Source organism: Methanocorpusculum vombati, from assembly GCF_026891935.1.
Lineage (GTDB): Archaea > Halobacteriota > Methanomicrobia > Methanomicrobiales > Methanocorpusculaceae > Methanocorpusculum > Methanocorpusculum vombati.
In genome coordinates this window covers 37,977-59,365 of record NZ_JAPTGC010000009.1, presented here as the reverse complement: position 1 = coordinate 59,365, position 21,389 = coordinate 37,977, and the positions used below count along the sequence as shown (strand labels likewise).

Sequence of the window (21,389 nt, the reverse complement as noted above, 5' to 3'; positions counted from 1 at the left end):
ACAAAAAGAGTGAGATGTACATCATCTCAGGAGAAATCCTGAGACACAACAACTCTCTCTCTTTTCAGAAAAAAATCTCAAGCTCTTTTCAAAAAAACTTCCAATCAAAAAAAGGGAAGAAAAAAATTTCAAAAAAAATTCTGCCCGCTCACTCACGGCAGAACCGCATAAACCGATCCCGGATCTCCGCCGGGGACAATGAAATATTCGGCGACGCAGAATTTCCGGGCGCAAGAAGCACATGCACAAACCGCGTTCCCCGCTCCAGAGCATCCCGCAGCTCCTCCGCAGAACACGCCCGCTCAACCGAAGCAATCCCCGCCCCAAGAGCAAGGAACCCCAAGTCCGCCGTCGCATACGCAGGACTCATCTGATTCCCCGTACTCCCGAACGTCCCGTTATCAAGAGCCACAATCGTCAGATTCGAACACCCCGCTGCAGCCACAACCGGCAGTACCGCAGAACCTAAAAGACTCCCGTCTCCGTCGATCACCACCACCCGTTTTTCCGGCATCGCAACCGCACAGCCGAGACCAATCGCCGACGCCTGCATATAACTCCCCAGCATATAGAAATTCCCCGCCCGATCCTTCGACGCATACAGCTCCTTCGACGGAACACCAATATTCGAAACAAGAACCGTATCCGCATCCGCAAACTCCGCAACCACCCGGATAGCATCCAGCCGTTTCATCTCCGGCCTTCCATACCCCGGAAGTGCCATCGTCCGCGCCGGCGCTTCCCGCAGCGGATACACAATCTCAACCGGTTCCTGCGGCTCCCAGCACGACGGCTTGATCAGCGCAACGTACGGAGTGTGACCCTCATACGCTCCGGCGATCACCTCACCAAGCCCTTCCAGATCCTCACCCGTCGAAAAGATCCGGTACGGAATCTCGTACACATCCAGAAGCTTCGGCAGCGGCTCGTTGAACGGAATCTGCGCACAGATAGCCTCATTGCAGACACCCCGCCAGCTTGCAAGAATCGGCAGCGGCAGAGAATACACCCGTGACAACGACATCAGCGCATTCAGCATATTCCCCAGACCCGAACTCTGAATCGACATCACCGGTTTCCTGCCTCCGAGATACGCACCCGCACAAATTCCCACGCCGTCCTCCTCACGGGCCAGATCCATCACCGGAAACTTCGTCGGCAACAGAGCCGTCAGCCGCTTGTTCTTATCGCACGGCAGCGACGCAACAAGATCAATACCCTGCTCCGCAAGAACGCGGAGCACAATCTCCTCGTTCATACCTCCGGCACCTCATCCGCATGCACCGTTGCCGTCACCGGTACTGGGAAGACACCGCGTTCCTCACGAACCCGTGCATACCCGCCGCCGGTGATGTTCAGCGTAATCGTATCCCTGCGGTCAACTGCTCCGCAGTTGACCGCAGAGATCAGTGCAGCGGTTGCAACCGCCGCAGCCGGATCCAGATCGATACCATTCTCCGCATCGGAGAAGAGGCGTCCCGCATCCCTCGCGTCCGCATTGCTGACGGCATACATATCGCCGCCGCAGTACATCATCGCCTCAAACACCCCGCCCGGCATACTGTAGGGCGGCGCCCGGTTCGTCAGAACCGGCGCCGACACCTGCGCAATCGCCTCTGCCGCATCCGGCATATCCCGTTCGAGCAGCAGAGCACGCCGTTCCTTCCAGGCATGCACCATCGGAACAAACGGCAGATTCTGTGCAAGATGCAGCCGGGGCACCTCACTGCCGAACCGCCCGTCGGCTGCAAGCCGCATTGCAGCCTCCCATGCCGCAATGCCGCCGGTACCGGAACCCACCGCCTGGAAATAATGATCCGGCATGCGTCCAATCGTCACCACCGCATCCAGCATCACCGTTCCCATACCGTCACGGCGGGCGACATTCTTCGCCCCGCCCTCCGGCAGATATCCCGGGCGCTCCGTGATACGGTTTGCAACCGCAATCGCATCCGTATAATCACCCCGGACCGTGATCAGTTTGATCGCGTCCGGCTGTTTGGGCTCCGTCACCGTCCAGAGACTCTTCGCCGACGTCTCCGGCACCACAATAATAACCGGTGTCCCGAACTCCGCTGCCATCTGGGCAAACGCCCGGCCCGTGTTTCCGGCGGATGCAACGACCAGCGTACCCCCGCCATTCTCGGCGAGGCGAACGGTGGTCGGCAGCGCCTCAAGTTCCTTGAACGACCCCGTCGCAACAAAACATTCCCGTTCGGGATAGTAACCCGTAAACGTCACCCAGAGATTCGGCAGACCAAGCTCGTGGCAGAGTGACTCACTGCGGAACGTTACCGGACGCGTTTGGGTAGGGAGCGTCCCGTGAACCGGCAGCCAGTCGAGGTACCGGAACATTCCCGGCAGCTCCGGGCGGACGGTCAACTGCCGTGCCGCATACTCCGTCCGGATGAGACCGGCATGTTCCTTACAGGAAAGCGTATACCGTTCCGGCAGGCTCTCGCCCCCGGCAACACAGCGAAGCGTGTAGTCACCCATCAGACACCGCCTCCGAGTTTCCAGCTGCCGGCTCGTATTCTGTCACGCAGCAGCCGTGCTGCAAGTTCTCCCCGAACCCGGTCGGACTGCCGCAGCACAATCGGAATACTACCGGACGCGGTGTGAAGCGATCCGGTCTTTGCCGAAAAGACGTGATCGGGACAGACCGCAACACAGGTCAGGCACCCCATACAGGATTTCGTAATCGTCAGGTCAGACCGTATCGCCTCGCGGGGACAGAGGTCGCGGCACCGGGTGCAGTCCGGAGTTTTGCAGTTATCCGGAGCGGCACGGACGCGGGCATCCCCGCTCCACGCATCGGCATAGGTCGCGGTATCAAACGCGGTCCGGTTCGCAACGTTTGCAACCGGCAGAGATATGTTCTCATCAAGAACAGACAGCGCCGCAATCGCGGCGCTATCCGTCACAGGAATCGCGGTCGCAACCGAGGTGAGACACTCACATCCGGATACCATTTTGAATCCGCCCATGAGATTCGGATCCATCTGCCGCATATCGGCGGCGAGGGAGAGATTGGGTTTTGCCGCGGAGGTCCGCGTGCCGGTACCGAGGATGACACCCGGCGCACCGTTGACCAGCGCCACAGTTCCGGGAGTGTGATACCGGAGGTCCGGATCATTTTCCAGCGGATTTATCTCACCGCATCCGGAAAAGGTTGCTTCCCGCATGTTTCCCTGCATCGGCAGAACGGAAAAGATCGTGGTGATCGCGTCCCCTCCCGGGTTCACGAAGGCCTGATAATTTTTGAAGGCGCCGCGGGTGACGATCATCTTTGCCGAGGACATCTCAGCAAGGGTGATCTGTCTGGTGATTGTTCCGGTGTCGGTTTCGATCATCGCCTCGACGGATTTTCCTGCGACGAGATCTGCAAACAGATGACCGCCGCCGTAACCGGGGCGATCTGACTGTGCGGTACCGTAGACCATGGCGTCCACGTGGCCATTGCTCTCGTTTGGGCACGGGCCGATGTGTGCCGGAATTCCGTTCAGTGTCATATGTCGGGCACGGGTAAACGAACCCGCTGGGGCTGCCTGGAAGGCAAGGACAGCTGCGGTGCCGGACATAATACCGAATGTTCCGCAGGTGACGACATCGACATCCTCTGGTGTTATCGTATCTCCTGCACGGATATGTTTCTTGAACTCGGATGCGGTCCAGACAACTGCCGTGCCCGCAGAAATTTTTGTATTGATATTTTCAATGGATTTCATAGAATCACGACCCCCTCTACTCTCACATGGAGTCCGTAGGATTTCTGCATGATCATGTTGACAACGCCGGTATGTGTCCGGTGCATCATGCAGACACCGGGAAGAAACGGCATTCGGAGACCGAACTCCGGTGTTTTTCGGACGACGGTTGCGACTCCTTCAAAGCCTATCATATGATAGTGCCTGAGGTCAATGACGTCGCTGTTTCCCCGTGCAAATGCGGGACCGACAACGTGACCAGTGATGAGACCGGAGACAGGGTCGGCCTCAAGGACTTTGATCACATGCTGAACGGGGCAGCCGGCACCGGTTGGTCTGCCGGTGACGATGTCCCCGGCAGTGATGCCGAGTGTTTCGACGAGATCGGGCCGGAAAGGCAGGACGATCTTTCGTGCCGACGGTTCACCGGGGAATGCGGTGATGATGAAGTCGTACGGTGCGCCGGTTACATCCACTCCGGTATATGCGGCCTCAAGGCCGCAGGAACCGCAGGCACCACAGTTCTTTCCGGGTGGTGTCCAGATCATCTATTCACCCCGGTAGAGGTTGTCGGGTGCGGCGAGCGGGCGTATGACTCCGAAGTGTTCTTGCCAGCCGGTTTCTTTTTTGCCAATGCAGATGGTGCAGACGCCGAGCGGCGGAACTCCGCGAAGGGTGTCTTTTTCACTTTTTGCAGGTTCCATCTGTTCGATGACCTGCATGAGGTAGCGCATGCCCGTTCCCTGGATGGCGTTGGTTTCGACGATGTCGATCTTGGGGGCTACCTGACGGATTCCTTCGCGGAAGACTTCCTTCTCGGCCTGGGATACGAGATCAATTTTGGTGACGACGGCAACGTCGGCGAGGGCGATCATGGGCGCCATTTTCAGTGGGGCATGAGTACCGGAGACGGCGGAAAGAACACAGATTCCAAGGGAGTTGACGGTGTACGGAGTACATCGCAGACAGAGGCCGGCACTTTCGTAGAGGAGGTATTCGGCGCCGAGTTTGTCCGCCCAGAGGAGGGCGTCGCGGATGACCATGATACCCATGTGGTCGGGGCACATGTCACCGGAGTACACTTTTTTGGTGGGGATGCCGAACTCTGCGGCAAGTTCTTCGTCTTCCCATGCCTGTACGACGTCGATCTTGAGGTAGGCGATTTTTGCGGGGCCGAGGTTCCGGATGATCTGTTTGACAACCGCGGTCTTGCCGGCACTCGGCGGTCCGGCGATTGCGATGAGCCGGACGTTCATGCTTCGACTCTCCGGGCACTGAGGAGCTCCCCGGAGCGGATGCGTTCCCGCAGTTTCATCATGTCGGCGTCCATCTTTGCTATCTGCGTGAGTGCGTCCCGTTCTTCGTCACCCGGGGTGAGAATTTTTTCGACGGCGCCGCCTTTCATGACGATCCGTTTTTCGGTGAGGAGGGCGACGTAGGGGTCGTGGGTGACGAAGATGATGGCTTTGTGTTTTTCCCGCAGGATTTCGATGACGCGGTCTTTGAAGATGCCGGCGTTTTCGACTTCATCAAGTAAAATAATCGGGGTGTCGGAGATGCTGACAGCGTCGGCGACGAAGAGGCTGCGGGTCTGACCGCCGGAGAGGGAGCTCATGCGCATGCATCCGGCGATTTTTTCGCCGGTGAACTGGTTGGCGAGATCGATTGCGTCGTCGACGATGCCGATGTTTTCCATTTTGCGGGAACGCAGGTGCATGGTGAGAAATTCTTCGACGGTGAGGTCGGCGAGGCATTTGGTGTTCTGGGTGATCATGGCAATGGGTTTTTTGGCGGGGTCACGGACGAGGTCGTCGGCGGGTTCTGATCCGTTGACGAGGATTTTTCGTTTGGTGATGGTGTCGCCCTGTGCGAAGACTTCGATGTCGTTGATGAATGCGGTTTTGCCGGAGCCGGTCGGTCCGACGATGGAGATGGTGTCCCCCGGACGGATGGTGATCTCGGTGAAGTTTTCGGGGTCTCCGGTGCGGGTGGTGCCGGGGAGTATGGTGAGGGTTTGTATGGAAGGAGAGGTACTTTGTGTCATCTCTTTCTGATAGGTTGTCTTGAGTTATAATTATTCCCCGATATTGTTCTTTTAGAGATACTTTAAGACTGTTATATAGGTAATTTTTTGACGTTGTGTATATTTAACACGGCATATTGGATATGGTGGGGTACTGGATGGTAGTACAGGATGATATTGTACGAGAGGAGAGAGTTCGTACAAGAGAGCAAAAGAGGTCTGTGTTTTTTTCTGAAAAGAGAGAGTTGTTGTGTCTCAGGATTTCTCCTGAGATGTTTTACATCCCATCTCTTTTTGTTTCACGCAGTTAGTTTCTGCGGAGTACGAGGAGTGCTACTGCACCAAGTCCTGCGAGTGCAATGAATGCGCCGAATCCCGGAGTCTTCGGGGTCTCGGTCGGCTTTGCAGTGGTTGCAGTCGGGGTTGCACCGGTCGGTACAGCGGTGGTCGGAGTCGTGGTCACAACTTTCTCAACGAGGTTGAAGTTGGTCGTGGTAGAGACATCGACTTCGATACCGTTGACTTTGATGGTGTACTCGTCAAGCTTCCAGTTGGTGGAGTCGACTTCGATGGACCATACATTTTCAGTACCGTCACCTGCAACAACCTTCGTTGCCTGTGAGACACCGGAGGTGGTGGAGGTAGAGGTCTTGTCAACTGCGGTGAAGGATGAGGACATCACTTCAACAAGGATCTGGTCATTGATTGCGAGGTTGGTGGTACCCGTAATCGTGAATTTGGATCCCATTGCCTGGTCTCCCGGGTTGTTGATTCTGATCCACGGTGCTGCAACGGTGAACGTGAGCTTCGTGTAGATATCATCGATGTTTGCATCATCGATCATCTTGGTCAGAGCATCAGCTGCCTGAGAGCCCTGGAGCTTGTTATCTCCCTTTACGATGAAGGAACCCTGGGTACCTGCAAGGTTACCAGTGGTTTTGTTGTTAATGTAGAAGTACGTGTAGTCTCCCGCGTCCTTCAGTTCTACATCGAAGAGACCGTTGTACATCGGGTGCTGAACGACGACGAAGTACTGGTTCGAGGAAAGATCCGACGGAATATCGAATTTCTTCTCGTAGGATCCATCGTCATTCACGGTGATGGATTCATCCGCGAAGTAGTTCGGGCCGAAGATGAACATCTTCAGAGTGCTCGGGTTTCCTTCTGCTGTTCCGGTGATGTAGAGTTTGTCGCCCTGTGCAATGACCGTGCTGGACGGGACTGCGGAGAGGAACGGCTGCTTCAGGTTAACAGAGATGGTTGCATACTCGGAGTCGGAAAGTTTGACTGCGACGTACTTATCATTGATCGTTCCAACACCAAAGGATGCATCCCATGCTGTTCCCAGAGGACTGGTCGTCACGATCGGGTCAGAGGATTTACCGTTGGTGAGTCTGCTGGTTGCATAGATAGTGTATGCGCCAGTGTCAACACCAATTCTGGTGGTGTCCCACTTGTATTCCCACGTGTCGTCGGTCTTGACAGCTACGGTGTCACCGCTCGTTGCGGTATATGCTTCGCGCATGCTTGGGAGTGCTTTGAGAATAACACCGTTCTGTTTGAGGTTCTGTCCGGTTACGAACAGGAAGATGGTGTCACTGTCAGTGTTGGTACCGGTGAGTTTGATTTCGTCACCGATGTAGTAGGAACCGTCACCGGATGCGGCGATGGTTACTGCTCCCTTCTCGACTTTGACCTTTACTTTGTCATAGTTGGAAGAATCCCATGCTTTTTCAGTTTCATTAAATCCTGAGACTTTGATCGTGTAGGTCTTGTCTTCGGTGTTGTCTGCGGTGTTGAACTGGACTGTTCTCTGTCCGCTTGCATCAGTCTGGAAGACTCCACCGATTGGGTATGCGTAGTTGCTGTAGTTGATCTGACCGTTCAGGATCTTGTAGTTAGTGTCAAACGTCAGCTCACTCGGTGCGAATCCGCTCTGGAATCCACTCTGTCCGGGCTGGAGGGTCGGGTTGACCTCGTTGATTGCCGGAGAGTCGATGTAGACAGAGTAGTTGGTCTTGCTGTCACCCTGAATCGTTACGGTGAACGGGTTGCTGCGAATGACAGAGTCTTTTGCAGCGGTGATGGTCAGCGTAGTGCTCTGAATCGTGAAGGATACCATGTTGGATTTCTTTGCGTAGTCAGAGAATGTGCCGGGGCTGGTAAACTCTGCCTGAGCAGTCCAGGTTCCTGCAGCTGCGTTCTGACCTGCGGAAACACCAGTCTTGAGTGCAATGTTCCGAGCATCAGTTATATTGAGACCAATGAAGTTTGCCTCTGATGAGGGTGTGCCGTACACACCAAAGGTTGTGGTCTTACCACTGACAGGGGTACTGAAGATGATCTTTGCCTGAGCAACACCAGCTTCTCCCGCACCGCCAACATTTACGCCGCCGAGTTTGGCTGCTTCAATGATGAAGGAGATCTGAGTGTTCTTGTTGATGGTCTTGCCGTCAATGGAGTCACCGGAGGTTGCACCGTCTGCACCGGTGGTCAGCTCTGCTTTCAGAGAGATTTCCGGATACCAGATTGCAACATAGTCTCCTTTGTTGGATGGATTTCCAATGTACCAGACACCAGTATTGCTGCCGACCTGTTCGGAGAGCAGACGCATGTCAGCGACTGTTACTTTAATTGTGTCAAGAACTGCTGGGTTTGCATCTCCGCTTAATTTGTAGAGAATTACGTCAGAGTTCTGGCCAAACATTGATGCATTGATCATCTGGTTAACGAAGACAGGGCCGTAAGACTTTGCTGCCGGAACATCACTGACGATAACTTTCACAATGGATGAGTTAAACTTCGAATCAGTGCTGTTCACTGCGGCGATCCAATACGTTCCTACTTCAGTGAAGGTGAATGGAGCGATGGATGCAGCACTAAATGCACTCTTAATGGTCATTCCATCATCCCAGTAACCCTCTGTTGTGGTATAGTTCAGCGTGATCTTAGACCAGTCAACATTGACACCTGCTGATGCGTTCTGTGTCACATTGAAGGTAACCTTCTCACCAACAGTGACACTCAGGCCATCGGCTGGGATTGGTGTATCAACACTACCATTAAGATAGGTGATGTTAACAGTCTTGTCGCCCTCAGTGGGTGCTGCTGCAGCTGCTGCTCCGACAAAGAGCGCTGCTGCGAGCAGAACGGCGAGAACTGCCATTATTTTCATGTTTTTCAAATGTAATTCCTCCTAAATGAGGATTCAATCATGAAAAATAATTATACGAGAAAATCTCGAAAAACCGCAAAAGCACTATCCAAAAATTCCAAAAAATGTAACTCCAAAAAATTCCCATTAAACTTCCTACCAAATTCGATCCAAAAATACGCCAAATTCTCGTGAATTTCACTACGAAACCATTTCACCGATCAACGAAGCCTGTCCCCGCAATAACAGAATCTCACCGAAACATACAAACAAAGTACAACAAACAACAACCTGACAAATTGAATCCTTCCCCATTGACAAACATTGAATCCTACCAAACAAAAAACTGCAAAAAAAATCACACACCATAACAATTAACCCCCTTCACCCCAATAAAATAATATATGCTGAACAAATACAAGGGATGCCTCCTCGGCGCAGTACTCGGCGACGCCCTTGGCATGCCCGGCGAAACCACCGTAAGCCGGTTCATCGGAGTCACCCTCGGATTCAAACGTGCATACAAAGGCCACCCCAATCACGACCTGCTCCCGGGCCAGTACACCGACGACTCCCAACTCATACTCATTGCCTCCCGTCTCCTTGCCGAAGCAAGCTGGGACCCGGAAACCTACGCAAAAGAACTCCTCCGCACCTACAACCTCAACAAATTCCGCTACCCCGACGGAACCACCTACGCCGCATGCAAACGCATGAAAACAACCGATGACCTCATCGGATCCGGCGTATACTCCGACAGCGCCGGATGTGTTGCTCTCGCCATCCCCTTTGCTCTCGCCTACAAAGACCGCAAAGAAATGGCACCCAAACTCCTCGAAGCCTGCAGCATCACCCACACCCACCCCGGCGTATACGCCGCAACACTCGGCTTTGCTCTTCTGCTCAATACACTCATCGAAACCGGAAGCATTGCCGCCGCATATCAGGCCCTCCTCACCGCCGCTCAGAACATGGATCAGGATCTGACCGCCCGGCTCAACAACGCCATCCGCATCGAAGGAACCGGCATGCCGATCGACGACGCCCTTGCAGCAATCGGCAACTCCTCCTCTGTCTACCATACCCTCCCCCTCGCAATATTCCTCTGCAAACGCTACAACATCCCCGACGAACTCCTCGCCTACGCATCCGCCTGCGGCGGCAACGCCGACACCCTCACCCTCCTCTGCGGAGCATTCACCGGTGCCCGCTACGGCATCACCGCACTCCCACAGGAGCTCATTGCTCAGCTGGAACGGAAAGGTGAATTTGAAACCCTCGCAGAAAAACTCCTCAATCCTCAAAAACCTGAACAACCTTCCTCCGAAAAACCCGCTGAAACCAAACCGCAGGAAGAACCCGAAAGCATCTACGACTCCGGCTGGGAACCCGAATAACCCATCTCTTTTTCCCGTCCCATAACAGAATTTAATCTCTTCCGCAACCCATACTGTAGTCATGGACATCGCGATCGTCGGCGCATCCGGCTATGCCGGAGGAGACCTCATCAGACTGCTTCTCACCCACGCACAAGCAAACATCGTCTGTGCCACCTCCCGCAAACTTGCCGGAACACCCGTAACCAAAGACCACATACACTTAAAAAATCTCATCGACCTCGATTACACCAACCCGGACGTCAACGACATCGATGCAGACTTCGCCTTCCTTGCCGTCCCGCATACCGCCGCAATGCAGTATGCATTGCAGCTTCGCGAACGCGGCATCAAAACCGTTGATCTGTCCGCCGACTACCGGCTTCCGCAGGACATCTACGAAAAAACCTACGGTGTCAAACATACCGCATACTTCAAAGCCCCGTACGGTATCCCCGAACTGCACCGTGACGAAGTCCGCGGTGCGGACTTCGTCGCAAACCCCGGCTGTTTCCCGACCGGTGCAACACTGGCCGCAGCACCCGTTGCTGATCTTGCTGCCACAATCATCTACGACTCAAAGAGCGGTGTTTCTGGTGCAGGTGACTCCGTCTCCGAGACAACCCATTACCCCAACGTCGATGAAAACATCGCTCCGTACAAAATCACCACGCATCGCCATCTGCCGGAGATGAAACAGGAAGCAGCATTCCTCGGTTCTTCCGCGAAGATTTACTTCACCCCCCACCTGCTTCCGGCAATCCGGGGAATCATCACTACAGCCCACATCCTCTTCAACGAACCGGTAACCCTAGAGGAGGTGAAGAAGCGGTATGAATCCTTCTATAAAGACGAAGCCTTCGTCCGTCTCCAGACCGCAAAACTCGGCGGGGTTCGCGGTTCAAACTTCTGTGACATCAACTTCGAACTCGAAGCTGACGGTACCCGGCTCGTTGCCGTCTCTGCAATCGACAACCTCGTCAAAGGTGCTGCAGGTCAGGCAGTTCAGAACATGAACATCATGTGCGGATACGCGGAAACCGAGGGTCTGCGGATGCCCGGAATGTTTCCGTAAGAACATTCAAGATACTCAGAACAAATATAGTACACAGGAATCCATATGCAAAGTATCTGTGCTGTTGAAGGCGTCACCGCATGGGGCGTAAAAGAAGGAAAATACGGCCTTGCACTTATCAAAGCATCCGGAACGGGAGCCGCTGTTTTTACCAGCAACAAGGTTCGTGCGCCGGTTGTTAACCTCATGGCGGAACGTACCCGGCGCGGGAAGCTTGCAGGTGTTATTGTGAACAGCGGATGCGCCAACGCATACACCGGCAAACGCGGATATGAGGATGCAAAAATGATGGCGGCCATCGGTGCGGAGGCTCTGGGAATCTCCGAGAAGGAGACAGGGGTTGCGAGTACCGGTGTTATCGGCAGATATCTTGATCTGGATCTCATCCGCCGCCAGAGTACAGATGTTGCGGGAAAGCTTGCCCACTCTGCCGATGCGGAGATGGCGGCGGCTGCCGCCATCATGACGACCGATACGGTGCAGAAGCATGCTCTGGTGCAGCGTGAAGGATTTACGGTTGCGGGAATCTGCAAAGGGTCCGGTATGATTGCACCGAACATGGGTACGATGCTTTCCTTTGTATACACCGATGCGGAGATCTCAGCTGAACATCTCCACGATGCCCTGAAGACCGCGGTGCAGCGGAGTCTGAACCGGGTGGTTGTGGACGGCGATGAGAGCACGAACGATTCCCTCTTCTGTACGGCAACCGGTGCAGCCGGTCACGTGCCGAAGAAGGAGTTTGCATCTGCCCTTGAAGAGTGCTGCATTTCGCTTGCGAAACAGATCGCAGCCGATGGGGAAGGTGCGACGAAGATGCTTGAGGTCCGGGTGAAGGGTGCACGCCGCGAGAAGGATGCGGAGAGAATTGCCCGGGCGGTGATCACGTCACCGCTGGTGAAGAGTGCGGTGTACGGTGAGGATCCGAACTGGGGCAGAGTTGTCTGTGCCGCAGGATATTCCGGTGTTGAGTTCGCGATTGATGAGTTGTCGCTTTCGATCGGTGAGGGAGAGAGTGAGACGCCGCTTGTGCAGAAGGGCGAGATCACGGCGGATCTTGTGAAGGCAAAGGCAGCGATGACGGGTAAGCATGTGGTGTTTACGATTACGCTTGAGTCCGGCAGGAAGGAGGCAGTTGCATGGGGCTGCGATCTGACGGAAAAGTATGTGGAAATTAACGGGAAGTATACAACATGAATCGACAGAGTGTGTTAATGGAGGCGCTTCCGTACATCCGGAAGTTCCACGGACGGACAATTGTGATTAAGCTCGGCGGCCATGCGATGGTTGATCCGAGGATTATGAATACGGTTATTGAGGATGCGGTGCTTCTTCATTATGTGGGGATGCGTGTTGTGCTGGTGCACGGCGGCGGCCCTGAGATTACGCAGAAGATGCAGGCTCTGGGGAAGGAGCCGAAGTTTATCGGCGGTCTGCGGGTGACGGATGCGGAGACGCTGGAGATTGCCCAGATGGTTCTTGCCGGGAAGATCAGTAGTGCGATTGTGAGCCTGATTGCGAAGAACGGTGCTCATGGTGTGGGTGTTTCCGGTAATGATGGTGGTCTGGTGATCGCGGAGAAGATGCCGCTGAAGAAGGTGATGGTGGGCGGTCATGAGGAGGAGGTTGATCTTGGGTTTGTTGGAGAGATTCGCGAGATCAATTCGAAGCTTCTGGAGACGCTTCTGGATGCGGGGTATATTCCGGTGGTGTCACCGCTGGCAATTGATCGGAAAGGGAATGATCTGAATATCAATGCAGATACGATGGCGGGAGAGATTGCGGTGGCGCTGAAGGCGTTTAAACTGATTTCGCTGACGGATGTGGATGGTGTGATGGATAAGGAGCGGACGCAGGTGTTCCACCGGTTGACGCTGAAGAATGTGGATGCTCTGATGGCGGATGGGACGATCTCCGGCGGGATGATTCCGAAACTTGAGGCGAGTGTGAATGCGGTCCGTCACGGGGTGGAGGGTGCGCATGTGGTGAACGGGAATGCGGAGCATAATCTGCTTCTGGAGCTGTTTACGGATGATGGGGTCGGGACGATGATCACGGCGTCGATGATCAGTTTCTAATTTTTTTCTTTTTTTGTTTGGCGAAACGAAAGTGATTTATTTTTGTGATTCGATATTTTCAGAAAAGGTGGTTTCATGGGAATTATTTGTCCGTTGACTCAGGAAAGATGTATGGGTAAAGAGTGTAAGTTCTGGCGTGCGGATGCGAAGATCGATAAGAAGGCGGACACGTTTTATGAGCTGGGGACGGGGGAGTGCTTGTTTATTAAGGTGGCAAATCATTTGCTGGCGAAATAATTTTTTCTTTTTTGTGCGGGATGTTTTTGTGTTTGAATTTTTTTGAAAAGAGCTTGAGATTTTTTCTTGGGAAAAGAGAGAGTTTGTTTGTCTCAGGATTTCTCCTGAGCTTTAGATCTCATCTCTTTTTGTTTCACGCTACTTAGTTGCGGCGGAGTACGAGAAGTGCGACTGCACCAAGTCCTGCGAGTGCAACAAATGCGCCGAATCCCGGAGTCTGGGTCGGAGTAGTCGTTGCAGGTGCAGTGGTGGTGGTCGGAGTTGCTCCGGTTGCAGTTGCGGTCGGAGTCGGGGTCACGACTTTCTCAACGAGGTTGAAGTTCTGCGTTGTGGAAACATCTGCCTCAATACCGGATGCAATCACCGTGTACTCATCAAGTTTCCAGTTGGTCGAGTCGATCTCAACAGACCATACGTTGTCAGTTCCGTCACCCTTCACGACTTTGACTGCCTGAGAGACACCGGAAGTCATGGAGGTGGAGGATTTGTCTGTAACGTCGAAGCTGGAGGACTTGACTTCTACCAGGACCTGATCATCAACCGCAAGGTTGGTGGTACCGGAAATGGTGAATTTCGTTCCTGTTGCCTGGTCACCGACGGCGTTGATTCTGATCCATGCCTCTTCAACGTTGAAGGTGAGCTTGGTGTAGATATCATCGATGTTTGAGGAGTCAATCATCTTGGTCAGTGCATCTGCTGCCTGGGAGCCCTGGAGCTTGTTTGCACCGGTCACCACGAAGGAACCCTGCTGGGAACCGCCGGTGGTGGTGTTACGGATCTTGAATACGCCGTTTTCTTCGTATGCATCAAACTGGCCGTTGTACATCGGATGCTGGACAACGACGAAGTACTGGTTGGATGCAAGGCTGCTCGGGATCTCGATCTTCTTCTCGTAGCTTCCGTCAGTCTCAACGGAGACGGAGTACTTCTCGTAGTAGTTCGGACCGAACATGTAGAGATAGAGAGAGTTCGGGTTTCCTTCTGCGTTACCGCGGATGTAGATCTTGTCACCCTTTGCAACAACAGTTCCGGACGGGTTTGCCGACAGGAATGGTTGTTTCAGAGAGACAGACACAGTTGCGTACTCAGCATCGGAGAGCTTGACTGCGTAGTAGTCATTCGGGTACTTTACATCAAGGACTGTTCCATACACGTTGTACTTGGAGTTCAGGTCTGCAGTGAGTTTCATTGCAGAGGATGCTTTTCCGTTGGTAAGCTTGCTGGTTGCATAGATGGTGTATGCACCAGTGTCGAGTGCAATGTTCGAGGTGTCCCACTTGTACTCCCAAGTGTTGTCGGTCTTGACGTCAATCGGATTGGTTGCGTTGTAGGCCGGGAACTGGTCGGGGAGGTTCTTAAGGACGACACCATCTGAGTAGCCAAGGTTCGGGCCGTCGATGAACAGGAAGACGTAAGAACTGTCGGTGTTGGTACCGGTCAGTTTGATCTCGTCACCGAGGTAGTAGGAACCGTCACCGGATGCGGAGATGGTAACTGAGCCCTTCTCGACTTTGACTTTGACTGTGTCGTAGTCATCGCCTTTTGTAAAGGATGGGTAGGATCCTGCAATGGTAATTATTCTGATGGTGTAGGTCTTATCATCGGTGTTATCCTGGGTATTGAACTGAACAGTTCTCTTACCGGATGCATCGGTTTCAAAGTAACCGTACGAGTAGTAGGGAGTGCCACTGACATCGACCGGGTTGTTGTTGACAGCCGGAGAGATCGGAGCACCGGAGCTGGTCACTGGGATAACGGTATATGCTGGTTTAAACCCAGACTGACCTGGAAGAAGGTAAGGCTGGTTTTCATCCGTTCCTTCAACATAGATGAAGTACAGAGTGTTTGCGTCACCCTGAATCGTTGTAGTGAACGGGTTGCTGCGGACGACAGAATCCTTACCTGCTGTCAGGGACAGAGAGGTACTCTGAACGGTGAACGAGATCGTGTTGGATTTCTTTGCGTTGTCCGAGAACGGCTTGTAGTTGGTAAACTCAGCCTGTGCGGTGTAGGTACCTGCAGCTGCATCATTGCCCGGAATTGCGGAACCAACAATGTTCTGAGTTGCAGTCAGTGCGATGTTGTTGTAGTTTGCCGGCTGACCGTTGTCATAGGTACCAAAGACCGTGGTCTTACCTCCAACAGGAGTGGTGAAGACAATCTTTGCGGACAGGCTACCAAATCTGTTATTAACATTTGCCGGGCCGACCATTGGTGTGTTGAGCAGGAACGTAACGTTGGTGTTCTTGTTGATGGTCTTACCTTCAATGGAGTCACCAGCAGTTGATCCCCAAACATTTGCCGGATCGGTGAGTTCTGCCTGGATGCTCAGTTCTGGGTACCAGATGTAGATGAAATCAGTGTTACTGGACGATGGGATACCATTGTAGTAGTATGCACCATACTGACTGTTCACAACAGATTCAGTCAGGTAGAATACTCCATTCTTTCCAGCAATCTGGTTGAGTGCGGTTGGGTTTGTACCTTCAGAGTATTTTGTCAGTTTGGTTGCACTTGCGACGTAGATGTATTCGTAGACGAATGCATCTTCACCAGCAGCGATTTTCTTGGCGTCAACTACAGTGATGGTTGCAATTCTCTTGGACTCAGTGGTTGCAGTAATAGTGGATGCATTGTACAGAGTAACTACATAGCTACCTGGAGCATTGTAGGTGTGGCTTACAGTCAGGTTGTAACTGCCTGTTCCCTGCGCAGCATTAAGGTTTGCTGCAGTAAGGGTGCTATCGTCACCCCAGTTGATCCACATATCCTTGTTGTTATTTAAATCAACGGATACAGATGTATTATAGATCAGGATATCCGAGGTCTGGATTCCAGTTGCGGCAGTGAGTGTCGTGGCATTTGCAGTGACATTTTTAAAGTCCGCATCACCAATAGCTGCTGCAGATGCTGCTCCGATAAAGAGCGCTGCTGCAAGCAGAACAACGAGAACTGCCATAGTCTTTGTGTTTTTCAAGTGTAATTCCTCCTAAATGAGGATTCAATCATGAAAAATAATTATACGAGAAAATCTCGAAAAACCGCAAAAGCACCCTCCAAAAATTCCGAAAAATGCAACTCCAAAAAACTCCCATTAAACATCCTACCAAATTCGATCCAAAAATACGCCAAATTCTCGCGAATTTTACACCAAACACACTTCACCGATCGACGAAGACCATCCAACAAGATAACAAAAATCAAAAGAAAACAAAGAACAAAGTACCACAAAGCAAACCATACGAAATTGAATCCTTCCCCGCAAACAAACTTTGAATCCTACCAAACCAAAAATCCCACAAAACCCCGCCCCACGACAAAGCATACAAACAACCTCCACCCACCATACTAGTATGGCCAAAGATCACGTACCCCAACCCCGTCTACCCGACCGAATAAATAATACCCGATCACCCCCAAAAATGAATATATCTATGTCAATAAAACATCTGGTTGCTATCCTTCTGCTGGCATCCCTGTTACTCTGTGGAATAGCCGCAGCAGAAGCCACAAGCCTTACCATCAACGTCTATGACAACAGCGCATCACACGATCCCGTCAAAGATGCAAAGGTCGTCATCGTCAAAAGCGGAACAAGCCTGGAACAGACCCTGTACACCACCGTTGATGGAATCGCAAAGTTCGCCTCAGTCGAATACAAGTCCACCTATAGTGTAACCGTCACCAAGGATGGATTTGACGACCAGAAATTCTCCATCAATGTCAACTCGATGGAAAAAGAGTACACCGTCTATCTCCAGAAATCGAATCTGGTTCAGATCAAAGTTCTCAATCCCGACAAATCAACACCGGTTGCAGGTGCCGCCATCTCCATTGACGGACTCAGAATGGGAACCACTAACAGCGCAGGAATTCTCCATGTATCCATGGAAAAAGGTGTGTATCACAACATTCAGGTAACAGCCGACTCCTACGAAACCTACTCATCCTCACAGTACATCGAAACGGACCAGACCTCGCTTACCGTCACTCTTTCCAAATCCTACTTCTCCCCGAGAATCCTCGTCTATGATAAGGACAACGGCATGAAACCGGTCTCCCTTGCAACCATCATCATTGACGGAAAAACCATAGGAACCACCGATGAGTACGGAAGAGCAACCCTCAAGGACTTCACCGCAGGAACCTACACACTGGAAGTCACCAAACCAAACTACAACTCCTACAAAAAAGAAGTGACCTTCACCGAAGACTCCGCTGATGTCATCGTCGAACTCACGTATGCAATCGTCCCGCTGACCGTTCTCGTTGTTGACGGAAACAACCCGGTTACCGGAGCTGCGATCTACATTGACAACCTTGTTACCGGCATCACTGACGCAACCGGAAAGTTCACCAAAGACATGGAACCGGGAAAAACCATTCTGATAACCGCATCCAAAGACGGATACACCACACAGAGTGTCTCCTGGTCCATAACAGCCGGTCAGACCAACACCGTCACAATACCGATTTCCCAGAACTTCCCGGTCGCACTGGTCGGAGGAGTCATTGTAGTGATCATCATTGTCGTAGTCGTTGTATTCCTTGTGAAAGGAAAAGGAAAATCCGGCAACCGCGGCAGAAGAGGATCCTTCTAACATTTTTTCAAAAAAAAACTGCACGGACCTGCTGGGGATCGAACCCAGATCTCCGGGTTCGAAGCCCGGAAGGATATCCACTACCCTACAGATCCACTTGATATATTCATCTCTCTTTATCCCTTTTATATTCTATCGTATGTGCCGGGCGAGCCGGAGCACAAAGTACAATTGCCGCAGAAACCAACACAAAAGAGATGTTGCTCTCATCCTCCGTAATTCGTGCACGCATCGCTGACGGAACACTTGGTATAACACCGTTTGCCGAAGAATCGCTCCAGCCAGCATCCTATGACCTCCGAGCCGCAGATGATACTGTTATGAAAGCGGGCGAGCTGTCCCTTATCGCGACAATGGAGTTTGTCAGCCTTCCCGCCGATCTCGCCGCAACGCTTCGCGGTCGCTCCTCCTTTGGCCGGAAAGGAGTGCTGCTCGGTGCCGGGTACATCGATCCGGGATTCCGGGGAAACCTCACGCTCTGCATGGTAAACATGGGACCGGAGGATATTCCGGTTGAGAAAGGCACCCGCATTGTACAGATGCTTATTCACCCTGTCCTTGGAGATGTGGTAAATGCGTATAACGGCAACTACCAGGACAGCTACGGTGTGGTACAATCAAAAATATAAGCGGCTGTTACAGCCACTTGTCCTTCTCACTTTTTTTTGCGATCTCTTTGACCGCCGGATTTTTTGGCAGAGGGATCGACGTTACCCGAATGCCTTTGTTCACTTCGCGGGGTTTTTGTGCGTCACGCACTTTTGCAGATTCCCCGATCTCTTTTGGCCGCTGTGTTGAGCCGCCGCGCACAACTCCGTCCGTCTCTTTCGGACGTTGGGAACCTGCCATTCTGATGTGTCCATCGGTTTCCTTCGGCTTCTGACTTCCGGACATTCTGATATGCCCGTCCGTCTCTTTTGGCCGCTGCGTACCAATACGCACCGATCCTTCAAGAATGCCCGGGACCATCGTCTCTTTTGGACGCTGACCGCCGGACATGCGGACGCCCCCGTCAGTTTCTTTGGGTCTCTGGTATCCTACCGTGACTGATCCTTCCAGAACACCGGTTGTTATCGTTTCTTTCGGCCGGCCGTTTCCACCGACATTTGCTTTTCCGGAAAGCACACTGTCCGAGTCTTTTGGTTTGTCTTTGCCGCCGACATCTGCCATCCCTGCAAGTACGTTGTCCACTTTTTTCTGCCGTTTCGGCATCATGATCGTACTGCCGGTCATCTGTGGTTGTTTTTTCGGCCCGGCAATGGTGATCTTCGGCATCTCTTTTGGTTTGGGTTTTTCCTTGGGGATCACCGGCCGAATTTCGGGCTGAGAGTCGTCAAAGATTGTTGCCGGCTGCGGCTGTTGAATGTACTGTGGGGCATACTGGGGAGGATACATGTACTGCTGCTGAGGCGGGGGGGGTGGGACGACTCTCCGGACCACATCCTCAAAGACGTCATCGTCACCCGCAGGGGCAGGATACTGGATATACTGCTGCTGGGGCTGAACCATGATTTCGTCTTCAAACACATCCTCTTCCTGCTGCGGGATGCTGTACGTATCCTCTTCTTCAAACACGTCGTCCGGTGAATAGGAGGGGGACTGCGTTATCTGCGGTTCTTCCTGAAAGATATCTTCTTCGTTTTCCGGTTCGGAGAAATCCTCCAGTTCAAAGATGTCATTTCCGCTCTCTTCCGGGGCGGGCGCGGGATTAATTCCTATCGGCATCACCATCTCGTCCTCGAACAGAACTTCGTCGTTTGCAACCTGAATGGTTGGGACCTTCTCGGTTTTTTCTTCTTCTTCGTACTCTTTGTTCTGTTCGTTTTCGTAAATGGTTCGAATTTCGTCCAACTCCTTCACCCGCGGTACATTTTCCAGACCGGCAAGAACAATAATCACGCCGACATACTGGGTCGACTTGACCGGATAATCTCCGGCCCGCATCTCAAGGCCTTTGATGCTGCGATCAATCCATTTGCGGACCGTCTGGAATCCTTTCATGGACAGTTCATCAGAGGGACCTGCAATCAGCACCAGGGCTTTTTCCGAGGATGTGAGGTCACAGGGGACGGATACTTCCCGGTACACCGCCTGTTTTGCCAGTTCAACGATGCGGGAGGTCCGTGCCTGATTTTCTTCCAGCAGATATTTTTCCACCCGGATGCGTTTCATCATGTTGTTGGTCCAAGTGGTGGGAAGTTTTTCGGTTGCGTAGCCGATTGCAACGAGGTCCATTTCTTTGAGGGTATTGAGCACTTCTCCTGCATCCAATACTACTTCTGCGGCTTCAACGCCTTTATGGTTGAATTCTCCGGCACGAAGCAGGAGGCCGACCCGGCGTGCAAGCATCTCATTGAGGACCGGGAACATTTCGTAGATGGTGGCTTTGTGTTTTGCCTCTTCCACATTTTTGATGCTGTCCTCATCTTCGGTACGTTTGAACCATGTTTCGTTGTCGAAGAGAATGGTTGCCTGAGATACGCTGCGGATCTCTGCAAGCGTTTCGGATGCCCGGGCAGATACTTTTACTCCTTCGTTTCGTCCGGGGAGTGTGAGAATGGTGAAGACCGGGTCGGGGAAGGCGTCGTTGAGCTGGGATACGATGGTCGGTACCAGTTCGGCCATTCTTCCGCCAAGGCCTGCGCAGACGAATACTGCGTCAATCTCTTCGATGCCATCACGCTGAAAACAGCTTGCAAGGTTTCCCACTTCAAAATCGGTTCCGCGGTTGTTGTGTTCTTTGATCGGATCGACCGGCGTGAGAACGAACCGGTCTTCCTGCGGGATGGTCTGCATTTCAGAGATGGTTTTCTGGTCTGCGTCAAACACAAAGGATCGCACACTCCGGACACCGCTCCGCTCGTCATGCTGGTTGAGTGTATCGACGATACGACAGCCTGCTCCGCCCAGTCCGATGAGTAATGCTCTCATTGTGGTTCACCCGCATCCCCGGAAGAATGCATTCTGCTTCTATTATTCCTTTTATAACCATATATTCTTTTATAAGATGCGGGTGTTTTCCCAGATACCAGCAATTATTTGAAAAGCGCATACAAAAACCCCTGATTTTTCCCTCATTTAGGCGTCGATGGTGAAATCCTCCGGATTTTGCCGGAATGATTATCTTCAAAGCAGAAT

15 protein-coding genes and 1 tRNA gene are annotated in these 21,389 nt (G+C 52.6%); 6 read left to right on the top strand and 10 right to left on the bottom strand.

Going from position 1 to position 21,389, the window contains the following annotated elements; genetic code table 11:
• Positions 1–148: 148 nt before the first annotated feature.
• From comE to O0S09_RS07580, 7 genes are all read right to left on the bottom strand, one after another.
• A complete protein-coding gene (gene comE, locus O0S09_RS07610) occupies positions 149–1,258 on the bottom strand; it encodes a sulfopyruvate decarboxylase subunit beta (RefSeq protein WP_268923371.1) in 1,110 nt (369 codons plus the stop codon).
• Positions 1,255–2,496 carry a cysteate synthase gene (locus tag O0S09_RS07605; protein ID WP_268923370.1) on the bottom strand — a complete coding sequence of 414 codons (1,242 nt, stop codon included), beginning with the start codon at positions 2,494–2,496 and terminating at the stop codon, positions 1,255–1,257. The genes comE and O0S09_RS07605 overlap by 4 nt, the downstream gene beginning before the upstream one ends.
• A complete protein-coding gene (locus tag O0S09_RS07600) occupies positions 2,496–3,728 on the bottom strand; it encodes a methanogenesis marker 16 metalloprotein (protein ID WP_268923369.1) in 1,233 nt (410 codons plus the stop codon). Before O0S09_RS07600 ends, O0S09_RS07605 begins: the two co-directional genes overlap by 1 nt.
• Positions 3,725–4,255, bottom strand: a complete 531-nt coding sequence (locus O0S09_RS07595; protein ID WP_268923368.1) for a Fe-S cluster protein — start codon at positions 4,253–4,255, stop codon at positions 3,725–3,727. The genes O0S09_RS07600 and O0S09_RS07595 overlap by 4 nt, the downstream gene beginning before the upstream one ends.
• A complete protein-coding gene (locus O0S09_RS07590; protein ID WP_268923367.1) occupies positions 4,256–4,963 on the bottom strand; it encodes a GTP-binding protein in 708 nt (235 codons plus the stop codon).
• Complete coding sequence (locus O0S09_RS07585) at positions 4,960–5,751, bottom strand: ATP-binding cassette domain-containing protein (protein WP_268923366.1); 792 nt, start codon at positions 5,749–5,751, stop codon at positions 4,960–4,962. The genes O0S09_RS07590 and O0S09_RS07585 overlap by 4 nt, the downstream gene beginning before the upstream one ends.
• A 286-nt stretch (positions 5,752–6,037) precedes the next feature.
• Positions 6,038–8,905, bottom strand: a complete 2,868-nt coding sequence (locus O0S09_RS07580; protein ID WP_268923365.1) for an MEMAR_RS02690 family S-layer glycoprotein — start codon at positions 8,903–8,905, stop codon at positions 6,038–6,040.
• Positions 8,906–9,288: 383 nt separating this feature from the next.
• Between O0S09_RS07580 and O0S09_RS07575 the strand changes: the two genes are divergently transcribed.
• From O0S09_RS07575 to argB, 4 genes are all read left to right on the top strand, one after another.
• Entirely contained in the window at positions 9,289–10,281 is a 993-nt protein-coding gene (locus O0S09_RS07575; RefSeq protein WP_268923364.1) for an ADP-ribosylglycohydrolase family protein, read from the top strand.
• Positions 10,282–10,342: 61 nt separating this feature from the next.
• On the top strand, positions 10,343–11,335 hold the full coding sequence (gene argC / locus O0S09_RS07570) for an N-acetyl-gamma-glutamyl-phosphate reductase (protein ID WP_268923363.1): 993 nt from the start codon (positions 10,343–10,345) through the stop codon (positions 11,333–11,335).
• 45 nt (positions 11,336–11,380) lie between these two features.
• Complete coding sequence (gene argJ, locus O0S09_RS07565) at positions 11,381–12,532, top strand: bifunctional ornithine acetyltransferase/N-acetylglutamate synthase (RefSeq protein ID WP_268923362.1); 1,152 nt, start codon at positions 11,381–11,383, stop codon at positions 12,530–12,532.
• A complete protein-coding gene (gene argB, locus O0S09_RS07560; RefSeq protein WP_268923361.1) occupies positions 12,529–13,413 on the top strand; it encodes an acetylglutamate kinase in 885 nt (294 codons plus the stop codon). The genes argJ and argB overlap by 4 nt, the downstream gene beginning before the upstream one ends.
• A gap of 379 nt (positions 13,414–13,792) precedes the next feature.
• Here argB and O0S09_RS07555 read toward each other — a convergent pair whose 3' ends face one another.
• On the bottom strand, positions 13,793–16,609 hold the full coding sequence (locus tag O0S09_RS07555) for an MEMAR_RS02690 family S-layer glycoprotein (protein ID WP_268923360.1): 2,817 nt from the start codon (positions 16,607–16,609) through the stop codon (positions 13,793–13,795).
• Between the two features lie 475 nt (positions 16,610–17,084).
• On the opposite strand from O0S09_RS07555, the gene O0S09_RS07550 reads away from it, so the two are divergent.
• The gene (locus O0S09_RS07550) at positions 17,085–18,251 is read left to right on the top strand and encodes a carboxypeptidase regulatory-like domain-containing protein (RefSeq protein WP_268923359.1); all 1,167 of its coding nucleotides are present in this window, start codon (positions 17,085–17,087) and stop codon (positions 18,249–18,251) included.
• Between the two features lie 23 nt (positions 18,252–18,274).
• Here O0S09_RS07550 and O0S09_RS07545 read toward each other — a convergent pair.
• Positions 18,275–18,346 (bottom strand) — tRNA-Arg (locus O0S09_RS07545).
• A gap of 102 nt (positions 18,347–18,448) precedes the next feature.
• On the opposite strand from O0S09_RS07545, the gene dcd reads away from it, so the two are divergent.
• Positions 18,449–18,880: a dCTP deaminase gene (gene dcd / locus O0S09_RS07540; protein ID WP_268923358.1), complete on the top strand. Its 432-nt coding sequence runs from the start codon at positions 18,449–18,451 to the stop codon at positions 18,878–18,880.
• 7 nt (positions 18,881–18,887) lie between these two features.
• Here dcd and O0S09_RS07535 read toward each other — a convergent pair whose 3' ends face one another.
• Positions 18,888–21,182 carry a tubulin/FtsZ family protein gene (locus O0S09_RS07535; RefSeq protein WP_268923357.1) on the bottom strand — a complete coding sequence of 765 codons (2,295 nt, stop codon included), beginning with the start codon at positions 21,180–21,182 and terminating at the stop codon, positions 18,888–18,890.
• Between the last annotated feature and the right edge of the window lie 207 nt (positions 21,183–21,389).